This window comes from Geobacillus thermopakistaniensis (assembly GCF_000498995.1).
Classification (GTDB): Bacteria; Bacillota; Bacilli; order Bacillales; family Anoxybacillaceae; genus Geobacillus; species Geobacillus thermoleovorans.
Genome location: NZ_AYSF01000073.1, coordinates 1 through 18,424, shown reverse-complemented (window position 1 = coordinate 18,424; position 18,424 = coordinate 1). Strand labels below are relative to the sequence as shown.

Here is an 18,424-nt window from a genome sequence, read left to right as displayed (position 1 = left end):
GGTTTCCTCGTTGCGGACGTTGTCAATCGCAATATCCGCCCCCATTTGTGTAAGCACATCGATGATGCCGGTCCGCGTTGGATTTAAGCCGACGTTTTTCAGCGTAATTTCGCTGTTTGGCACAATGGCGCCGGCGACAAGGAAAAAGGCGGCTGACGAAATATCGCCGGGAACGTAAATGTGCGTCCCGCGCAAGCGTTGCGGACCGGCCACCGAGACGGTCAAGCCATCCACATTCACTTCACCGCCAAACAACCGAACCATCCGCTCGGTATGATCGCGCGAGCGGTGCGGCTCAGCAACAGACGTCACGCCGTCAGCGAATAAGCCGGCGAGCAAAATGGCCGATTTTACTTGCGCGCTCGCCACCGGCGAAGTGTAGCGAAGCGGGCGAAGCGCGCCGCCGCGGATGGAAAGCGGCGTATAATTGCCGCCCTCACGCCCGTCAATACGCGCTCCCATTTCGCGAAGCGGTTTCGTCACCCGCCCCATCGGTCGCTTGGCGATCGATTCATCGCCGACAAGGCAGGCGTGAAACGGCTGGCCGGCCAAAATGCCGAGCAACAGGCGCGCCGTCGTTCCCGAGTTGCCGACATCAAGCACCGCAGCCGGCTCGCGCAGCCCGCCGGGGCCGGCTCCTTCGACAACGACTGTCGTCCCGTCCTGGCGAATGTCAACGCCGAGTTTCCGGAAACAGTCGATCGTGCTTAAACAGTCCGACCCAGGCAAAAAATGGTCAATCACCGTCCGTCCAGAAGCAAGCGCCCCGAGCATGACGGCGCGATGGGAAATCGATTTGTCGCCGGGGACTTCGATCATTCCTCGGAGCGACGACACGTTGGTTGGCAACTGCATGCAAAATCCCTCCATTGTTTTTCCTTGCTACCCTTCATAGGTGGCATAGTTCGTATGTTTGGCGAGGCACGCTTTCGCCCGCGCCCGATCGTCTTCGCTTTGGAAGCTGAGGCGGAGCACGCCGTAAATTTCTTCGCGCGTCTCAATGATGCGGATGTTCGTGATGCTGATGTTTTCCTCGGCCAAATAGCCGGTCACTTCGGAGATGACGCCCGGATAATCCGGCACGTCGACATACAAATCGTAAAACGACGGAATCGCTCCTTTCGTTCTCGACGGCAGCCCGTCGCGAAACTGTTTCGCCTCCAAAAAGTAATGGTAAATAGCGATGCTGTTTTCTTCTTCGACAAACGAACGCAGCCGCTCCATTTCGGCGATCCAGCGGTCAAAGAGCGCAAGCAGTTCATGCTTGTTATGGATAAAAATATCGCGCCACATTTCCGGATTGCTCGACGCGATGCGGGTGATGTCGCGGAAGCCGCCGGCCGCCAGCCGGCTGACGAGGGCGTTTTCGCACTCGTATTCGCGCGCCTGATGAACGAGGCTCGCCGCAATCAAATGCGGAAAATGGCTGATTACGCCAGTGATGCGGTCATGCTCTTCCGGCGTTAAGATGACAAACTGCGCTTTCGTTCCCGCAAGCCACTGTTTCAACGCCTCGACTTGCTGCGGCGGCACATCGTCCGTCGGCGTCAAAATGTAAAAGGCGTTTTCAAACAGATGAGCCCTTGCCGCCGCCACACCGCTTTTATGCGACCCGGCCATCGGATGGCCGCCGATGAACGCTACGCCGTGATCCAACAGGCGGCGGGCGCCTTGGACGATGCGCTGCTTCGTGCTGCCGACATCGGTAACGATAACGCCGCGCTTCAACCGCTCGAGCGGCATCGATGAAAGCAGCGCCTCCGTCTGCATGACCGGAACGGCCAGAACGATCAAATCCGCCTGTCCGTATCCGTCTTCGGGCGAACGGGCGGCTTCGTCGATCACCTTGAGCGAACGCGCCAAGCCGAGCTGCCGCTCATTGACGTCGTAGCCGATGATCATCGCCTCCGGATGCGCTTTTTTAATCGCCAATGCAATCGATCCGCCGATCAAGCCGAGGCCGACAATGAACACTTTTCCTTCCAATCGTCCCACCTACTTTATGTAAACGTGCGCCCGCTGCTTTTGAAAAGCAACGGGCCGATCTTTTCTATCCATCCCGCCGCTGAACGGTCAGGCGAGCTGTTTTTCCCGAAGCAGTTGCGAAACGAGTTCCAACACCCGGTCGTTTTGCTCTTTCGTGCCAACAGTCACACGCACGCCGGTCGGCAGCCCAAGCGCTTGGCCCGAGCGGACAATGACGCCGCGCTCCAGCAAATAGCGGAACACTTCGTCGCCATCCAACCCGAAATCAATGAACAAAAAGTTTGTCTGCGACGGGTAATACTTCAGGCCGTTCTCCTCGCAAAAGCGATAATACCGCTCAAGCTCGGCGCGATTTCGTTCGACGCAGGCGCGGATGAACGCTTGATCGTCAAGTGCGGCCGCCGCGGCCGCTTGGGCGATGGTCGACGTGTTAAACGGCTCGCGCGCCGGCTCGACGGCGCGGATGAGCGTCTCACTCGCCACGCCGTAGCCGACGCGGAGCGCAGCGAGCCCGTATGCTTTCGAGAACGTGCGCATGACGACAAGCTGCTCGTACTCGTTTAAAAGCGGCACCGTTTGCGGGTAGTCGGGCGCCGTCGCATATTCGTAGTACGCTTCGTCCACGACGACGAGCACGTGCGGCGGCACGCGATCCAAAAAGGCGCGCAGCTCGGTGTCATTCACATACGTGCCCGTCGGGTTGTTCGGATTGCAAATCCAGACGATGCGCGTGTTTTCATCGATCGCCGCAAGCATCGCCTCCAAATCATGACGCCCATCAACAAGCGGCACTTCGCGCACCTCGGCCCGCTCGATGATGGCATTGTGCCGGTATTGCGGGAATGTCGGCGCCGCCATCACTGTATTCGCCCCCGGCTCTAAAAAGGCGCGGCAAAGAATTTGCACCACCTCATCCGAACCGTTGCCAAACAGAAGCTGTGTTTCCTTGACGCCAAGATGCTTCGCCACCTTTTCGCGCAACGTGCGGGCGCAGCCGTCCGGATAGACGGCGAGGCGGTCAAGCTCAGCGGCGATGGCCGCTTTTGCCGATGGCGACGAACCGTACGGATTCTCGTTAGAAGCAAGTTTAATAATCTCAGGCAAGCCATATTGCCGTTTGACTTCTTCGATCGATTTTCCCGGCTGGTACGGAGAAAGACCCCGGAGCGATTCCTTTACTTGCATGATTGTCGCCAACTCCTTCAATTCGGAACTTTTAGCGCGAAGAACACGGCTCCCGAAGCGGCGCGGCAAGCGAACGGGCGTAGGCAGCAAACTCGGCGACGGCCGCTTCCCTTTCGTCCGGCGCCTGCAACCTCGGAGCCAGCTGCTCGACTTTTTGCACGAGCGCGCTGCCGACGACAACGCCGTCGCACACCTCTTTCAACATCGCGACTTGCTCCGGCGCCGAAATGCCAAAGCCGACGGCGACCGGGACGCGGCTATGCCGCTTCACTTCGCGGAGGAAATCGCCGAGCGTCTCCGGCAGCGTCTCACGCACGCCTGTAACGCCTAGCGAGGAGACGCAATACAAAAACCCTTGCGCCGCCGAAGCGATCCGCTCGATCCGCTGCTTCGACGTCGGCGCAACAAGCGAAATGAGCGGGAGACCAAACCGTTCGCCAAGTTCGCGGAGCGGACCGCTTTCCTCAAACGGCAAATCGGGAATGAGCACGCCGTCGGCGCCATTTTCCCGCGCTAAAGCAAAAAAGGATTCTTCTCCTAATTGTAACACAGGATTGTAATACGTAAAGAGAATAATCGGAATGTTTACCCCTTTTTTTCGCATCTCGCCAATAAGCTGAATGGCTTTCGGCAGCGTCATGCCCCCGTCAAGCGCCCTTGCGGCGGCGCGTTGAATCGTCGGTCCGTCAGCGAGCGGGTCGGAGTACGGCACGCCAAGCTCCAATATGTCAGCGCCGGCCTCCTCAAGCGCCAAGGCGAGATCGATCGTCACATCGGGAGCCGGATCACCGGCAACGATAAACGGGATAAATAGCGGCGGATTAACGGACAGTGGCAATGTCTTCACCTTCCCTCGCACCAAGATGGCGCATCATCGTTTGCACATCTTTATCTCCGCGGCCGGACAGGCAAATGAGCACCGTTTCATCCGGCGGCATCTCGCGGGCGAGCTCGACGGCTTTCGCCACCGCATGGGCCGACTCGATGGCCGGAATGATGCCTTCCGTTTGCGCCAACAATTGAAACGCAGCGACGGCCTCGGCATCGGTCGCGCTTTCGTAGCGGACGCGGCCAATGCTCGCCAAATACGCATGTTCCGGGCCGACGCCGGGGTAATCAAGGCCGGCTGAGATCGAATACGGTTCGAGAATTTGTCCGTACTCGTCTTGCAACAGGTAGGTCATCGCCCCGTGTATGACCCCTTTCGTCCCTTTTGTGATTGTCGCCGCATGGTGCGGAGTGTCGATCCCTTTGCCGGCCGCCTCGACGCCGACGAGGCGGACGTCATCTTGCAAAAACGGGTAAAACATGCCGATGGCGTTGCTGCCGCCGCCGACGCAGGCAACGATGACATCCGGCAGCTTCCCTTCACGGGCGAGAAACTGTTCTTTCGCTTCATCGCCAATCACGCGCTGAAACTCGCGCACCATTTTCGGGTACGGATGCGGACCGACGACCGAGCCGATCATGTAAAAATGGTCGTCGCAGTGGGCGACCCAATAGCGAATTGCTTCGTTCGTCGCATCTTTCAACGTTCGGTTGCCGCTTGACACCGGCACGACTTCGGCGCCCAACAGCTTCATGCGAAACACGTTCAGCTCCTGCCGCTTGATGTCTTCTTCGCCCATAAAAACGATGCAATCCATGCCGAAATGGGCGGCCACCGTCGCCGCGGCGACGCCGTGCTGGCCGGCTCCGGTTTCAGCGATCAGCTTTTTCTTGCCCATCCGTTTTGCCAAAAGCGCCTGGCCGATCGCGTTGTTGATTTTATGGGCGCCCGTATGGTTTAAATCTTCGCGCTTTAAATAAATTTTCGCGCCGCCGACTTGCCGTGTCAAATTCGGCGCGAACGTGAGCGGGGTCGGGCGACCGGAGTAATGCTGCAAAATGCGGATGTATTCTTGTTTGAACGATTCATCGGCAAGCGCTTTGTCAAGCTCCGCTTCGATTTCCTCAAGCGGAAGCATGAGCGTCTCAGGGACAAACTTGCCGCCGAAATCGCCAAACCGGCCGTATTCATTCGGAACGCGTTCCATCATCTAACCCCACCTTCTCCTTCATAAAAGTTGAAAGACGAAGAGCCGCATTTCTTCAAAGTGCCTGTGTTTGTTAACCGTCCGAGCGTCAGCGCCGTCTTTTGGCCCTTCGCTTTGTTATTTTTTTATCAGGCGTGTTGATGAACCAATAAAAAGTCTGTTGAGAAGGCTCTAGTCCGAGCTTTTCTGCCGTAGTCGGCAAGCGGCTCGCTTGCCGACCGGGCATGCTGCCGCATGCCCTCCTCGAACAATGAACGCTTTGCGGGCAAATGTCATTCGCCCGCCGGCGTTCTTGTTCGAGGGAAGAGGCAGAAAAGCTTGTGTTCAGCCATATCATTCTGTGTTTTTTCGTACATAACGGATCATCAACACCCGTGATGTTTTATTTTTTCTTCGATTTGTTTCATCTTCGTTGGATCTTTGCGTCCGTCCGTTTCAATGCCGCTGCTGATATCGATGCCATCCGGGCGGTAGACAAGCAGCCGCTCGATATTGTCCGGAGTGATGCCGCCGGCGATGAAGCACGGCACGCCTTGGCGGGCCGCCTCTTCCAAATAGTGCGGCACCGCCTCCCAATCAAAAGCGACGCCCGTCCCCCCCCAGGCGCCGGCGGCGCGGCTGTCAACGACGTAGCCATCGGCAATGCCAGCGTACTGCCTCATCGCCGCAAGCGCACCGTCGCCATGGTGGATCGCCTTCCAGACGGAAAGCGGCACCGCCTCTTTCACCGCCGCCAGCTCCGCCGGCGTTTCACGGCCGTGGCATTGGATGACATGAAGCGGCAGCTCGGCGGCGACAGCGGCGATCCGCCTAACGGGGGCGTTGACAAAGACGCCGACAAGCTGCTTTGCGCCAAGCTTATGGGGCTCAAGCCATTGCTGCACTTCACTCGGAGAGACGTTCCGCCTGCTTTCGGCGAAAATAAAGCCGAGGTAATCAGCCTCGCTCGCGATAGCGGCCTGCACGTCTTCAGCCGAACGGTTGCCGCAATATTTAATTCGAATCATCCCCATCTTCCTCCCCAAACAGCCGGTAGACCGCTCGCTCCACATCATCTTGGCGCATGAGCGACTCGCCGACGAGCATGGCCTGCGCTCCGTACGATTTGACCGTCTTCACATCATTGAAGGAACCGATCCCGCTTTCGCTGACGATGACGCACGATGGCGGGATGAGCGGAGCGAGCGTTTTGGTCGCCTCAAGTGTTGTCACAAAGGTATGCAAGTCGCGGTTGTTGATGCCGACGATCTCCGGCGTAAACCGATCGAAAATCCGCTCGAGCGTCTCTTTTGCATGCACCTCGACCAGACATTCGAGCCCCAAGCTGTACGCTTCATGATAGAGCTCCTCGAGTGTTTCCGGCGGGAGCGCCTCGCCGATCAATAAAATCGCATCCGCCCCGAGTCGGACGCTTTCCTCGACTTGCCGCCGATCGATGATGAAATCTTTGCGCAGCACGGGAACGTTAACCGCTTCTTTCACCGCTCGCAAATAGCGGCGATGCCCTTGGAAATACCGTTCATCCGTCAGCACGCTGATCGCGTCGGCACCGGCGCGCTCATATGCTTTCGCGATGGCCACCGGGTCAAAATTCGGGCGAATGATGCCTTTTGACGGCGACGCTTTTTTCACCTCAGCGATCAAGCCAAGCATCCGCCGCGGCCGACGGAGCGCCGCCGCAAATGGCCGGCGCTTTCGCTCTGGCAATGGCGCCGGCAGCGTCAACGTTTCCACTTCTTCCCGTTTGGCTGCTAAAATTTGCTCAAGCATCATGAACCACTTCCTTCGCCCGCAGGCGTTGCAGTTGTTCGTATGCGGTTTTGGACAAAATGGCCTCTTTCGCCATCGCCACTCCTTCGGCAATCGTTTCGGCTTTGCCGGCGGCATACAGGGCGGCGCCGGCGTTCAGCGCAACGATATTGATGGCGCTCTCCGGCGCTGTTCCCGCCATCACCGCCTCAAGAAGCGCGGCGCTCTCTTCCGGATCGCGCACTTGCACATCGGCAAGCTCGCCGCGCGGCAAGCCGGCGTCTTCTGGTGCGATGACAAAGCGGCGGATCGCACCGTCTTTCAACTCCACGACATCCGTTTCTGCAGCGATGCTGCATTCATCAAGCCCATCGCGCCCGGTGACAAACAACACATGTTCCGAGCCGAGGCGGCGCATCGCCTCCGCCANCAGCCGGTCCATAAAATCGGGCCGAAAACTTCTGGTGCGATGACAAAGCGGCGGATCGCACCGTCTTTCAACTCCACGACATCCGTTTCTGCAGCGATGCTGCATTCATCAAGCCCATCGCGCCCGGTGACAAACAACACATGTTCCGAGCCGAGGCGGCGCATCGCCTCCGCCAATTTCTCAGCGTAGCAGGTCGAATAGACGCCGACGACTTGCCGCTTGCAGCGCGCCGGATTGGCGAGCGGGCCGATCAAGTTGAAAACGGTGCGGAAACCGATTTCCTTCCGCGGCCCGGCGGCGTGTTTCATCGCCGCGTGATAGAGCGGGGCGAACAAAAACGCCAGCCCTTTCGTTTCCAACGCCTGTTTGGCGGCCGACGGCGACGTTTGAATGTCGATGCCGATCCGCTCGAGCACATCAGCGCTGCCGCTTTTTGACGAAACAGCGCGGTTGCCGTGCTTGGCGACTTTGACGCCAAGCGATGAAATGACGATCGCCGCGGCGGTGGAAACGTTGAATGTCGCCGCCCCATCGCCGCCCGTACCGCACGTATCGATGACATCATCACTAGCCTCAATGGCAGTCATCCGGTCGCGCATCGCCCGCACAAATCCGACGAGCTCATCGACTGTCTCTCCGCGCAGGCGGAGCATGGACAACAGACTTGCGATTTGACTGTCTGTCGCCTCGCCGGACATGATGATATTCATCGCCGCATACGCTTCGTCTTCCGTCAACGCTTTCCCTTCCGCACATTTCGAAAGCAGCTGCTTCAACATACGGCCCTCTCCCCTTTAGCAAATAGTCGTTCCGCTTGTTCAATCGCATTCATCAAGGCGCTCGCCTTATTGCGCGTCTCTTTCCACTCCAGTTCCGGAACGGAGTCGGCGACAATGCCGGCGCCGGCTTGCACATAGGCATAGCCGTCTTTCACGACCGCTGTCCGGATGGCGATGCACGAATCGATGTTGCCATCAAACCCGATATAGGCAATCGCTCCGGCATACAGCCCCCTCGCTGTCGGCTCGAGTTCCTGCAAAATTTGCATCGCCCGCACTTTCGGCGCCCCGCTCACCGTTCCAGCCGGAAAGGCGGCAAGGAGTGCATCGATCGGGTGGACGTTGTCGTCCAGTTCACCGACGACCTTGGAAATTAAGTGCATCACGTGTGAAAACTTGCCGATCTGAAGCAACACCGGCACCTCGACCGTTCCGTACTTGGCGACCCGGCCGATGTCGTTGCGCGCCAAATCGACAAGCATATAATGCTCAGCCCGTTCTTTCGGGTCGTGGTACAGCTCATCAGCCAGCCTCTCGTCTTCCTCCGGCGATCGGCCGCGCCGCCGTGTGCCGGCAATCGGATCGATTTCAACGCGCCGACGGTGCACTTGAATCAGTTTTTCCGGCGAACTGCCGACAATTTCCACACCGTCAAGCTGGAAATAAAACATGTACGGCGACGGGTTGATGTATCGGAGCAGCCGATAAATGGCAAAGCCTCCGGCTTGAACCGGCACGCAGAAGCGCTGCGACAGAACCGCTTGAAACACATCGCCGGCCGCGATGTACCGTTTCACGGCCTCCACATCGCGCAAAAACTGTTTTTTGTCATAGTTGGACACCGCTTTGGCAAACGAGGCGGTCCGCCCCGATTCGCTTTCCGCCGGCAAGAGCGGCTGCTCGGCTTGAGGGCGGGCCGCTTTCGCCGCGAGATCGGCCATGCGCCGTTCGGCCGCGCGGTACGCTTCGATTTTCTCTTCCTCCGTTTCGTTGCCGCTCAACCGAATATAGTGAATGACGAGCAACTCACGCTTTTTTTGGTCAAACGCAAACAGCGATTCACAAAACACGAAATAGGCCGTCTTCATAGGCACATCGCGGTTTTTGTGGCGCGGCACTTTTTCGATGGCGGAAATGAAATCGTAGCCTAAAAACCCAACTGCACCGCCTGTAAACGGCACCGTCTCGGCAAGCGGCTTGACGGCAAGCGTCCGCTCGACCCATTGAAACGCTTCTTTCAGCGTCGGTGCGGTGATTTGTTCGTTCCCGTTTTCGTCTTTCACCGAAAACGTTTCGCCGGTTTCGCTCTCCAGCGTCAAAAACGGCGCCACACCGATGAACGAATAGCGCGCCCACGGCGATTCGTCATCCTTGCTTTCAAGCAAAAACACGGCTTCCTCGCGCAAATTGGCAAACACGCCGAGCGGCTCAATGACATCGGCTACAAATTTGCGCACAATCGGGATGGTTCGAAATTCGTTCGCTTCCGCCAAAAAAGCGGCCAGCCCATCAGCAGACATCACTTCTCCTCCCTTCATGATCAGCGGGCGGAGAATGAGGGTTTATGAGGCGAAAAAAGAGAGGGAAAATAAAACGCCCAAAGACGACCGTCTTTGGGCAGATGTCGGCGAATGAAAAAACGCTCACCTCAGCTAAACTCGCTCATTCTCATCTACCCTACGCTCGCTCTCTGCTCTCGCTCCACTTCTAACGCCCCCGATGTCTCAGGGGGCAAAGAGGTTATTTTAACTATATTACATTTCTGTTTTTTTTGTCAACGACAAATCCGGGCGCAGCACGACCGCCCCTTTTAAATACACGTGGCAGATCTCTTCTTGCTGTTTCTCAGTCGCCACCGTCATCATGACGCGAATGCAGCGCGGCAATGAACCGGGCACCGGAATTTCCCTCGTGCACATGACCGGCACATATGTCCAGCCGTCCAAACGGCGCAGCGCCTGCGCCGGAAACGCGGCGGTGATGTCGTCGGTGACGGAAATGAGCACAAACGACACATCAGAAGCGGCGACATCGTTTGCGCGGATCATTTCACGAAGCAACGTTTCAGTTGCCGCCACGATTTCCTCGGCGTCATTTCGATCCACTGTAATCGCTCCGCGAATGCCGCGAATCATTCTTTTCCCCCCTGTCTGGCAAACTCGTCCAGCCACGTGAGCAGGTTGTCGTCTTCGAGTTCCACCACTTCCACGTCGCCGATCTCAAAGAGAAGCACCATCCGCACTGTTCCGGCGTACGCTTTTTTGTCGCCTTTCATCTTCTCAAGCAGGCGGGGCGTCTGAACCGTTGTCGGCAGCGACACCGGGAAGCCGTATCCGGCGAACCAGTCGGCCAATCGATGCTCAGCGAACGACCGGCCGTAAAACCGTTCGCTGACAAAGACGGCAAACAGCATGCCAACCGCAACCGCCTCCCCGTGAGTGAGCGCGCCGTAGCCTAACTCGCTTTCCAGCGCATGGCCGAGCGTATGGCCGAAATTCAAATGGGCGCGCACCCCGGTTTCTTTTTCATCCTCACGCACGACGGACGCCTTAATGTCAATGCCCTTTTCAATGCAATAGGCGAGTTTCTCGCCGCGCAAGTCGGCGAGCGTCTTGATTTCCGCGCGCAGCCAGTCGTAAAAGCGGCGGTCGCGGATCAGCGCATGTTTGATCACTTCGGCAAACCCGGACCGAAGCTCGCGCTCGGGCAGCGTGCGCAAAAAGGAGGTGTCATACACAACTGCTTCCGGCTGGTGGAAGGCGCCGATCATATTTTTGCCGAGCGGATGGTTGATGGCGACTTTGCCGCCGACGGCGCTGTCATGGGCCAAGAGTGTCGTCGGCATTTGAATGTAACGGATGCCGCGCATATAGGTGGCGGCGACAAACCCAGCCAAATCGCCGACAACGCCGCCGCCAAGCGCAATGATAACCGAGCGGCGGTCGAGGCCGCACTGCAATGCCGCTGTCTGGCAAGCGTAATAATGATCAAATGACTTGGCCGCCTCCCCGCTTGGAATGACGTAGGCGTACACGTCATACTCAGCGGCGGCAAGCAACGCCCGCACCTCATCCAAATAAAGAGGCGCCACAGTATCGTCGGTAACGATGAAAAGTTTTGTCCCTGGCGGACAGGAGAGCGACCGAAGCAAGCTTGGCAGCACGCGGGCCGCCCCATCGCCCAAAAGAAGCGGATAGCGCTTCGTCGCCGTTTCAATCGTCCGTTCGATCATCGTCAAAACTCCTTTGCATAGCGGCGGGCGCGTTCCACATTTTCCTTAATCAAGTCCATCCGATCCTGCCCAAACTGCTCAACGATCGCCGCCGCCACTTCCCAGGCGACAACGGCCTCAGCGACAACGCTCGCCGCCGGCACGGCGCAGCTGTCCGATCGCTCAATGCTTGCCGCAAACGGCTCTTTCGTCTCGATATCCACGCTTTGAAGCGGCTTGTACAGCGTCGGGATCGGCTTCATCACTCCGCGCACGACGATCGGCATCCCGGTCGTCACCCCGCCTTCAAAGCCGCCCGCCCGGTTCGTCCGGCGCGAAAAGCCTTGTTCTGGGCTCCAAATGATTTCATCGTGCACTTCGCTTCCCGGGCGGCGCGCCGCCTCAAAGCCGATCCCGAATTCAACGCCTTTAAACGCGTTGATGCTGACGATCGCGGCCGCGATTTTCGCATCAAGCTTTCGGTCGTAATGGACGTAGCTGCCCACTCCGGCCGGAACACCTTCAACGATCACTTCAACGATGCCGCCGATCGAATCACCGTTTTTCTTCGCCCAATCGATCGCTTCCATCATTTTTTGCCCCGCCTCCGGGTCAAAGCAGCGCACCGGTGATTCTTCCGTCACTGCCTGCAATTCTTCAAGCGAACGATAATCGAGCTTCTTTGCGCGCACGCCGCCGATTTCGATGACATGCCCGGCGACGCGGATGCCGACCTCCTCCAAAATGCGTTTCGCCACCGCTCCAGCCGCCACGCGCACCGTCGTTTCACGCGCCGACGAGCGCTCCAGCACGTTGCGCATATCGCGATGTCCGTATTTCAGGGCGCCGTTTAAATCGGCATGCCCTGGGCGCGGACGCGTCACTTTCCGCTTCACTTCCGCTTCGTCATCAATCGGCTCAACCGCCATAATCGTTTGCCAATGTTTAAAATCGCGATTCTCGACAACGAGCGCAATCGGCGAGCCGAGCGTTTTCCCGTGCCGAACGCCGCCTGTGATTTTCACTTCATCTTTTTCAATCTGCATGCGGCGGCCGCGTCCGTATCCTTTTTGCCGGCGCGCCAGCTCTTTATTGATGTGCTCGGCGCGCAGCTCAAGCCCGGCCGGCACTCCTTCCAAAATGGCCGTCAATTGCGGCCCATGCGATTCCCCTGCCGTCAAATACCGCATGTTTGTCTCTCCCTTCAGGTCTTTAACGCGTTTAAGTAAAAATATATCATAAATTCGAAAAATGAAAATAGTTTCAGGAAAAAAGAAGCCGGCGCGAGCTATTTTTTTCGGTAAAAAAACGTCTCTTCGACTTCAAAACCGTACAGGCCGGGATTGAAAATCTGCTCGGTGCTGCCGACAAACAGCACGCCTCCCGTCCGGAGCGCGTCGTGAAATTTGCGATACAGCATCCGCTTCGCCTCTTCCGTAAAATAAATGAGCACGTTGCGGCAGACGATCAAATCCATGTTGCGCGGAAACGGATCCGCGAGCAAGTTGTGTTTTTGAAACTTGACCGTTTGTTTAATCTTTTCGTCTATTTTATAATACTCGCCTTCTTTCGTAAAAAACTTTTTTCTCATTTCCTCGGGCAGCTCTACAAGCGACCGTTCGCTGTACAAACCGAGGCGCGCGCGGGCGAGCGCATTATCGTCAATGTCGGTCGCCAACACCGACACGCGGTGAAGCGGCAATCGTTTTGCGAGCACCATCGCGAGCGTATACGGCTCCTCGCCGGTTGAGCAGGCAGCGCTCCACACGTTCGGGCGCGGGTTTTCCGCCAATAGCCGCGGCAAAATGGTGTGCTCAAGCACCTCCCAACGCTTGGCGTTCCGGTAAAACTCTGAGACGTTGATCGTCATCCGATCCAAGCATTCATGCCATAGCGCCGGCTCTTTCTCCATCGCTGCAAACAGCTCGGCAAAGCTCTTTAGCCCTTTTTTCATGTACAACGACGCCAAACGCCGCCTCATCTGGGCTTCCTTATATAGCGATAAATCAATGCCTGTTTTTCGCTTCACTTTGGCAATGAACTGCGCATAATCGTCCATCGTCGCCTGTTCCTCTCTCCTGTCAATGTACAAAAACGGCAAAAACCGGCCGAATGGCGGCCGGTCTTCGCATCAGTACAGCCATGCATTGATCTGTTTCGAATAGCTGACGAGCTCTTCTTCTTTAAAGAACAAACTGATTTCGCGTTCAGCGCTTTGCAGCGAGTCGGAGCCGTGGATGACGTTTTTGCCGACCGTCAAGCCGAAATCGCCGCGGATCGTGCCAGGGGCAGCCTCCTGCGGATTCGTTTTCCCCATCATTTGCCGGGCGGCGGCGATCACGTTCTCGCCCTCCCACACCATTGCAAACACTGGCCCCGAGGTGATAAAGTCGACAAGCTCGCCGAAAAATGGGCGCTCTTTATGTTCAGCGTAATGTTGCTCGGCGAGCTCGCGCGACACTTGCATCAGCTTCGCGCCGACAAGCTGGAAGCCTTTTTTTTCAAAACGGGCGACAATCTCGCCGATCAAATTGCGCTGAACCCCGTCCGGTTTCACCATGATGAATGTCCGTTCTGCCATTCGCTCTCCACCTCTACTGTCGTATGTACTGGGAAACGGATTCCCACCCATCATAGTATCATTGTTTTCCGCCGTTGGCAACAGCGTCCTTGAAAGCGCTAATAATCCCTTTTCCCAATGTAGAGGGCGAGATCATGAAGCAGCGTGCGCGCTTCGTTGGCCGGCAGCTCGCCAAGCAGGCGGAGCGCCTTTTCCAAATAGCGATCGCTTAGCGCATACGATCGTTCGATGGCGTCCGTCTGTTTAATGGCCGCTAGCACCGCCGCCATCTCCTCGGCATCCGTGTCCGCGTTGACGGCCGTAATTTTTGCCCGCACCTGTTCATCACAAAGGGCATACAGCACGGGGAGGGTGACGTTTCCTTGCTGCAAGTCGCTTCCAGCCGGCTTGCCGAGCTGCTCTTCCGTGCCGGTGAAATCGAGAATGTCATCGGTAATTTGAAACGACATGCCGACGCAATGGCCGAACCAATACAGCTGGTTGGCCACCGCCTCCGGCGCGCCGGCGGCAAGGGCGCCAAGCTGGCAGCTGGCGGCGATCAATAGCGCCGTTTTTCGGCGGATGCGCCGCAAGTACGTGCGAAGCGGCTGATCAAATCGGTATTTATCCTTGATTTGCTCGATTTCCCCGTGGCACACTTCAACGATCGTTTTCGCCAGCACTTGATGAGCGCGGGGGCTGTCAAGCTCCGCCATCCGCTCAAGCGAACGGGCGAAGAGGTAATCGCCTGTATACATGGCAAAGCGGTTGCTCCATCTCGCCTTGATCGTCGGCCGGCCGCGCCGCACGTCGGCGTCATCGATGACATCGTCGTGAACGAGCGATGCCATATGGATGAGTTCGAGCGCTACGGCTACATGTTTAATCCGTTCGAAATCATAATGACCAAAGCGGGCGGACAGCAAGACAAAAACGGGACGGATCCGCTTTCCGCCCGCTTGCAATAAATGGAGCGCCGCTTCCCCGAGCGGCCCGTATTCGGATCGGACCGTCCGCTCCAGCTCCTCTTCGACCGCCGCCAAATCATCGCTTAAAAACGAATACATCGCCTTTAACTTCATGGTGTTCACCTTGACTCATCGTTTATAGCCTAAATGCATGGCCGCTACGCCGAACGTGTACGGTTTGACCTCGACATCGACGAAACCGGCTTCGCGGAACATCTCAGCCAGCTCGTCCCGCCCTGGAAATTCGCGCGCCGACTCCTGCAGCCACGAGTATTCCTCATAGCTTTTCGCCAACAGCTTGCCAAACAGCGGCATAATAAACCGAAAATAAAAATAGTAAAGCTGGCGGAAACCAAACAACGTCGGCTGCGACGTTTCCAGACAGACGGTCATGCCGCCCGGCTTGGTGACGCGGTGCATTTCCTTAAGCACCGTCATATAATCAGGAACGTTGCGCAAGCCAAAGCCGATCGTCACATAATCGAACGAATTGTCGGGAAACGGCAGCTGCATGGCGTTGCCGTGAATGAGCTTGACATTGCCGAGGCCGCGCGCCTTCACCTTTTGTTCGCCGACTTTCAGCATGTTTTCGCTGAAGTCAAGGCCGTACACTTCCCCCTCCGGCCCGACCGCCTCAGCCAGCGCGATCGCCCAGTCGGCCGTTCCGCAGCAAACGTCGAGCGCCCTTTTCCCTTTTTGCACATTCATCCTCCGCATGACGTCTTCGCGCCATTTCAAATGGCGGCGGAAGCTGATGACAGAATTCATCCGGTCATAATGTGCAGAAATTTTTTCAAATACGCGATGGACTCGCTCTTCTTTCGATTGATGCATCGTTCTACCCTTCTTCCACCGACTTTTTGACGATGGCTTGAAATCCGCCGGCAAGTTCCGCCATGCGAAACCGCAGCAGGTCGTTCATCGGCAAATTCGCCGCCAGCAGCGCTTCCTTGCAATGGTCAATATAACGCTCGCAAAGGCGAAGCAAATGCCGCCTTTGTTCTTTCGTCAGCCCTTTGGCCCATGGAAAGGCGATATGCGCCATTTGCTCAAACAGCATGGATGACCCCGTGCGGACGAACGCTTCCTGCTCGAGCAGCAAGCGCCGCAACAGCAAGTAATGGCCGGAAAATCGCCCCCATTGCGGCGCCCCGATGCGCTCGGCAAGCTTCGCAAGCAACGCCGACTCGATCGTGCCGACCGCGGCGAACAGCGTCTCGATCCGCTCCACCTTTTTTTCATACAGCCGCACTTTTTGCTCATTAATCTCGCGGACCGCTTCGGCGAACAAACGGATGAGCGCAACATCGCCCGAGCGCGCCAGCAAGTCGTAATAAAGCCCGCTGTACAAGTCGCCGGCCAAAACGACAAGCTGCCGCGTCCGCAAATCGCCGCCGCGGTCTGTCACCTGATCATGGGTGTCAAGGGCGATTTGCATGAGCATCATGGCGATGATGCACCGGTCCGGCTCATTTGGCGCCGCCGGAGCATCAGTCATCATCGACAGCGAAAGCAGCAGCCGGTCTTCATCAACAGCCGGCGCCGGCACATGCGCGCGCAAATACGGATGGTCAAGCAGCCGTTCGATTTGTTCCTTCAATGACGCCAATTTCACCATGATGTCATTCACTCTTCTCACCCTTGTCCCCCAAAAAATATCCGCACCGCCATGACGGACTCAATTATAACATAATTTTGTCGAAAACGCTCTAGTTTGCTAGAAATTTGCTGGTTTACTTTTTCCCTTCCGATTCAACCACACCGTGGCGCGTTTGAATATACGCTTTTCCTCTCACTTTGATCGCCGACGTATGTTCCGTGAACTGAGCAATCAACACTTCGCCTTTGTCAAGCTTTTCCGAATGGTGAAATCTTGTGTCCGCGCCGCGCGTCAGCCCGATGACGTTCACCCCGTCTTCGAGCGCTTTAATGACGACAAAATCGCTGTTTGTGTACATCCTCTTCCCTCCTTACGCTTTGATTAACGAAAGCACTTCAGCGCGGGCGTTGGCATCTGTTTCAAACACGCCGCGCACCGCTGTCGTCACTGTTTTGGCCCCCGGTTTTTTCACCCCGCGCATCGTCATGCACATATGCTCCGCCTCAACGACGACCATCACCCCATGCGGCTCAAGCGCCTCGACGATCGAATCAGCGATCGTTGCCGTGATGCGCTCTTGCAGCTGCGGGCGGCGCGCCACCGCCTCAACGGCTCGAGCGAGCTTGCTCAGCCCGGTCACTTTCCCTTCCCGCGGAATATAGGCGACGTGGGCAGCGCCAAAAAACGGCACTAAATGGTGTTCGCACATCGAATAAAACGGAATATCTTTGACGAGCACAAGCTCCTCATGTTCCTCGCTGAATACGGTTTGAAAGTGCTGCTTTGGGTCTTCCTGCAGCCCAGCGAACACCTCGGCGTACATTTTCGCCACCCTCTTCGGCGTATCGACGAGCCCTTCGCGGTTTGGATCTTCCCCGATCGCCTCAAGAATGAGGCGGACCGCATATTCAATTTGCGCAAAATTGATCTCTGGCATACAAGCAACATCCTCCTGCATCATAAAAGCTGCATGTAATCCGATTCTAGCATAGGGAGCCAAAAAAAACAAAAAAGAAGGGCCGGTGGATCACCTGCCCTTCCCTCCTGCGCTCCTGCTATGTAGGCTTACTTGACGGCATCTTTCAATGCTTTGCCCGGTTTGAATGCAGGAACTTTGCTTGCCGGAATTTCCATTTCTTCGCCCGTTTGCGGGTTGCGTCCTTTCCGGGCGGCGCGCTCGCGCACTTCAAAGTTTCCAAAACCGATTAATTGCACTTTATCGCCTTTTCGCAGCGCTTCTGTAATCGAATCAAACACCGCATCAACGGCTTTTGTCGCATCTTTTTTGGAAAGACCGCTTGTTTCAGCGACCGCGTTGATCAATTCCGTTTTGTTCATGCCATTCACCTCCTCCCAAGGGGCTGGTCTTGTTTACTACCATTTGTGCACACTTTTCTGCTTTTCTATACATAGACATCCAATTCCAGCGGCAAGAAGGCCCGCGCGCCGCGCCGGCGCAGCCAATCATTCTATGTTTGCCTCGCGACAGTCCGCAGGAGATGCGCCTATGCCGCCGGCTGAAGCCCCTTCCCAACAGTTTGGGCTCCTCCTGTTTTCGCCGGGCGCAAACGAAGCCAAGGGCGAGGAAAGCCGCCTTCTTCCCGCCAACAGGCGGTGACATGCCTAATCTTAACCAATTGACCGCGGAAATTCAACATCTTTTTTCGCAAAAACGGCCAATTTTAGGCATATTTCACCAAAACAACGATTTCAGATAAAAGATTACCATAACGCCATGCCTATAATCAAGTGCCAATCCTGATTTCTCAAGGGTTTTGGCGATTTTTTCCCTTTGCCGCTTAGCAACTGAAAAAATGGCATCAAAAAAAGCTCCCTTGTCGGGAGCTTGGCGCGCGGCCTCCGCTTTTCTTTCTGTCTAGCTGCGGCCGCTAGCTCCCTTCCGCAAAATAACCTCCGCCC

The 18,424-nt window shown here is 56.7% G+C and carries 19 protein-coding genes and 2 pseudogenes; all 21 read right to left on the bottom strand.

The features are described 5' to 3' along the window. A partial coding sequence (locus T260_RS125250) for a 3-phosphoshikimate 1-carboxyvinyltransferase (protein ID WP_023634344.1) occupies window positions 1–855 on the bottom strand: 855 nt, incomplete at its 3' end. A 27-nt stretch (window positions 856–882) separates the two neighbouring features. Further along, the gene (locus T260_RS125255) at window positions 883–1,986 is read right to left on the bottom strand and encodes a prephenate dehydrogenase (RefSeq protein ID WP_025039235.1); all 1,104 of its coding nucleotides are present in this window, start codon (window positions 1,984–1,986) and stop codon (window positions 883–885) included. An 87-nt stretch (window positions 1,987–2,073) separates the two neighbouring features. Beyond that, window positions 2,074–3,171, bottom strand: a complete 1,098-nt coding sequence (hisC, locus tag T260_RS125260) for a histidinol-phosphate transaminase (protein ID WP_023634342.1) — start codon at window positions 3,169–3,171, stop codon at window positions 2,074–2,076. A 31-nt stretch (window positions 3,172–3,202) separates the two neighbouring features. After that, window positions 3,203–4,009: a tryptophan synthase subunit alpha gene (trpA, locus tag T260_RS125265; protein ID WP_023634341.1), complete on the bottom strand. Its 807-nt coding sequence runs from the start codon at window positions 4,007–4,009 to the stop codon at window positions 3,203–3,205. Continuing rightward, window positions 3,993–5,207 carry a tryptophan synthase subunit beta gene (trpB, locus tag T260_RS125270; protein ID WP_031213046.1) on the bottom strand — a complete coding sequence of 405 codons (1,215 nt, stop codon included), beginning with the start codon at window positions 5,205–5,207 and terminating at the stop codon, window positions 3,993–3,995. The genes trpA and trpB overlap by 17 nt, the downstream gene beginning before the upstream one ends. Before the next feature lie 365 nt (window positions 5,208–5,572). Beyond that, window positions 5,573–6,214, bottom strand: a complete 642-nt coding sequence (locus T260_RS125275; RefSeq protein WP_023634340.1) for a phosphoribosylanthranilate isomerase — start codon at window positions 6,212–6,214, stop codon at window positions 5,573–5,575. After that, complete coding sequence (gene trpC / locus T260_RS125280; protein ID WP_014196204.1) at window positions 6,201–6,977, bottom strand: indole-3-glycerol phosphate synthase TrpC; 777 nt, start codon at window positions 6,975–6,977, stop codon at window positions 6,201–6,203. Before trpC ends, T260_RS125275 begins: the two co-directional genes overlap by 14 nt. Beyond that, window positions 6,970–7,383, bottom strand: a pseudogene (gene trpD / locus T260_RS0120740) (anthranilate phosphoribosyltransferase); the annotation flags it as partial. The gene trpC and the pseudogene trpD (T260_RS0120740), both read right to left, overlap by 8 nt. Window positions 7,384–7,406: 23 nt before the next feature. Next, window positions 7,407–8,165 (bottom strand): annotated as a pseudogene (gene trpD / locus T260_RS0120735) (anthranilate phosphoribosyltransferase); the annotation flags it as partial. Next, window positions 8,159–9,685, bottom strand: coding sequence for an anthranilate synthase component I (gene trpE / locus T260_RS125285; protein WP_013524131.1), 1,527 nt, complete (start codon window positions 9,683–9,685; stop codon window positions 8,159–8,161). The gene trpE and the pseudogene trpD (T260_RS0120735), both read right to left, overlap by 7 nt. A gap of 234 nt (window positions 9,686–9,919) precedes the next feature. Next, window positions 9,920–10,300: a chorismate mutase gene (aroH, locus tag T260_RS125290; protein WP_013144896.1), complete on the bottom strand. Its 381-nt coding sequence runs from the start codon at window positions 10,298–10,300 to the stop codon at window positions 9,920–9,922. Next, the gene (gene aroB / locus T260_RS125295; protein WP_023634339.1) at window positions 10,297–11,397 is read right to left on the bottom strand and encodes a 3-dehydroquinate synthase; all 1,101 of its coding nucleotides are present in this window, start codon (window positions 11,395–11,397) and stop codon (window positions 10,297–10,299) included. Before aroB ends, aroH begins: the two co-directional genes overlap by 4 nt. A gap of 2 nt (window positions 11,398–11,399) precedes the next feature. Continuing rightward, window positions 11,400–12,566: a chorismate synthase gene (gene aroC / locus T260_RS125300; protein WP_011231692.1), complete on the bottom strand. Its 1,167-nt coding sequence runs from the start codon at window positions 12,564–12,566 to the stop codon at window positions 11,400–11,402. Between the two features lie 98 nt (window positions 12,567–12,664). After that, complete coding sequence (locus tag T260_RS125305) at window positions 12,665–13,435, bottom strand: CheR family methyltransferase (RefSeq protein ID WP_011231693.1); 771 nt, start codon at window positions 13,433–13,435, stop codon at window positions 12,665–12,667. Window positions 13,436–13,507: 72 nt separating this feature from the next. Then, window positions 13,508–13,957: a nucleoside-diphosphate kinase gene (gene ndk, locus T260_RS0120730; RefSeq protein WP_031213038.1), complete on the bottom strand. Its 450-nt coding sequence runs from the start codon at window positions 13,955–13,957 to the stop codon at window positions 13,508–13,510. Between the two features lie 98 nt (window positions 13,958–14,055). Next, entirely contained in the window at window positions 14,056–15,018 is a 963-nt protein-coding gene (gene hepT, locus T260_RS125310; RefSeq protein WP_013144891.1) for a heptaprenyl diphosphate synthase component II, read from the bottom strand. A 15-nt stretch (window positions 15,019–15,033) separates the two neighbouring features. Beyond that, window positions 15,034–15,738: a demethylmenaquinone methyltransferase gene (gene menG, locus T260_RS125315; protein ID WP_011231696.1), complete on the bottom strand. Its 705-nt coding sequence runs from the start codon at window positions 15,736–15,738 to the stop codon at window positions 15,034–15,036. A gap of 4 nt (window positions 15,739–15,742) precedes the next feature. Beyond that, window positions 15,743–16,522, bottom strand: coding sequence for a heptaprenyl diphosphate synthase component 1 (locus T260_RS125320; RefSeq protein ID WP_020278302.1), 780 nt, complete (start codon window positions 16,520–16,522; stop codon window positions 15,743–15,745). Between the two features lie 115 nt (window positions 16,523–16,637). Then, entirely contained in the window at window positions 16,638–16,862 is a 225-nt protein-coding gene (mtrB, locus tag T260_RS125325; protein ID WP_011231698.1) for a trp RNA-binding attenuation protein MtrB, read from the bottom strand. A 12-nt stretch (window positions 16,863–16,874) separates the two neighbouring features. Further along, a complete protein-coding gene (gene folE / locus T260_RS125330; RefSeq protein ID WP_013144889.1) occupies window positions 16,875–17,441 on the bottom strand; it encodes a GTP cyclohydrolase I FolE in 567 nt (188 codons plus the stop codon). 128 nt (window positions 17,442–17,569) lie between these two features. Continuing rightward, window positions 17,570–17,842: a non-specific DNA-binding protein Hbs gene (gene hbs, locus T260_RS125335; RefSeq protein ID WP_008879623.1), complete on the bottom strand. Its 273-nt coding sequence runs from the start codon at window positions 17,840–17,842 to the stop codon at window positions 17,570–17,572. Window positions 17,843–18,424: the final 582 nt, after the last annotated feature.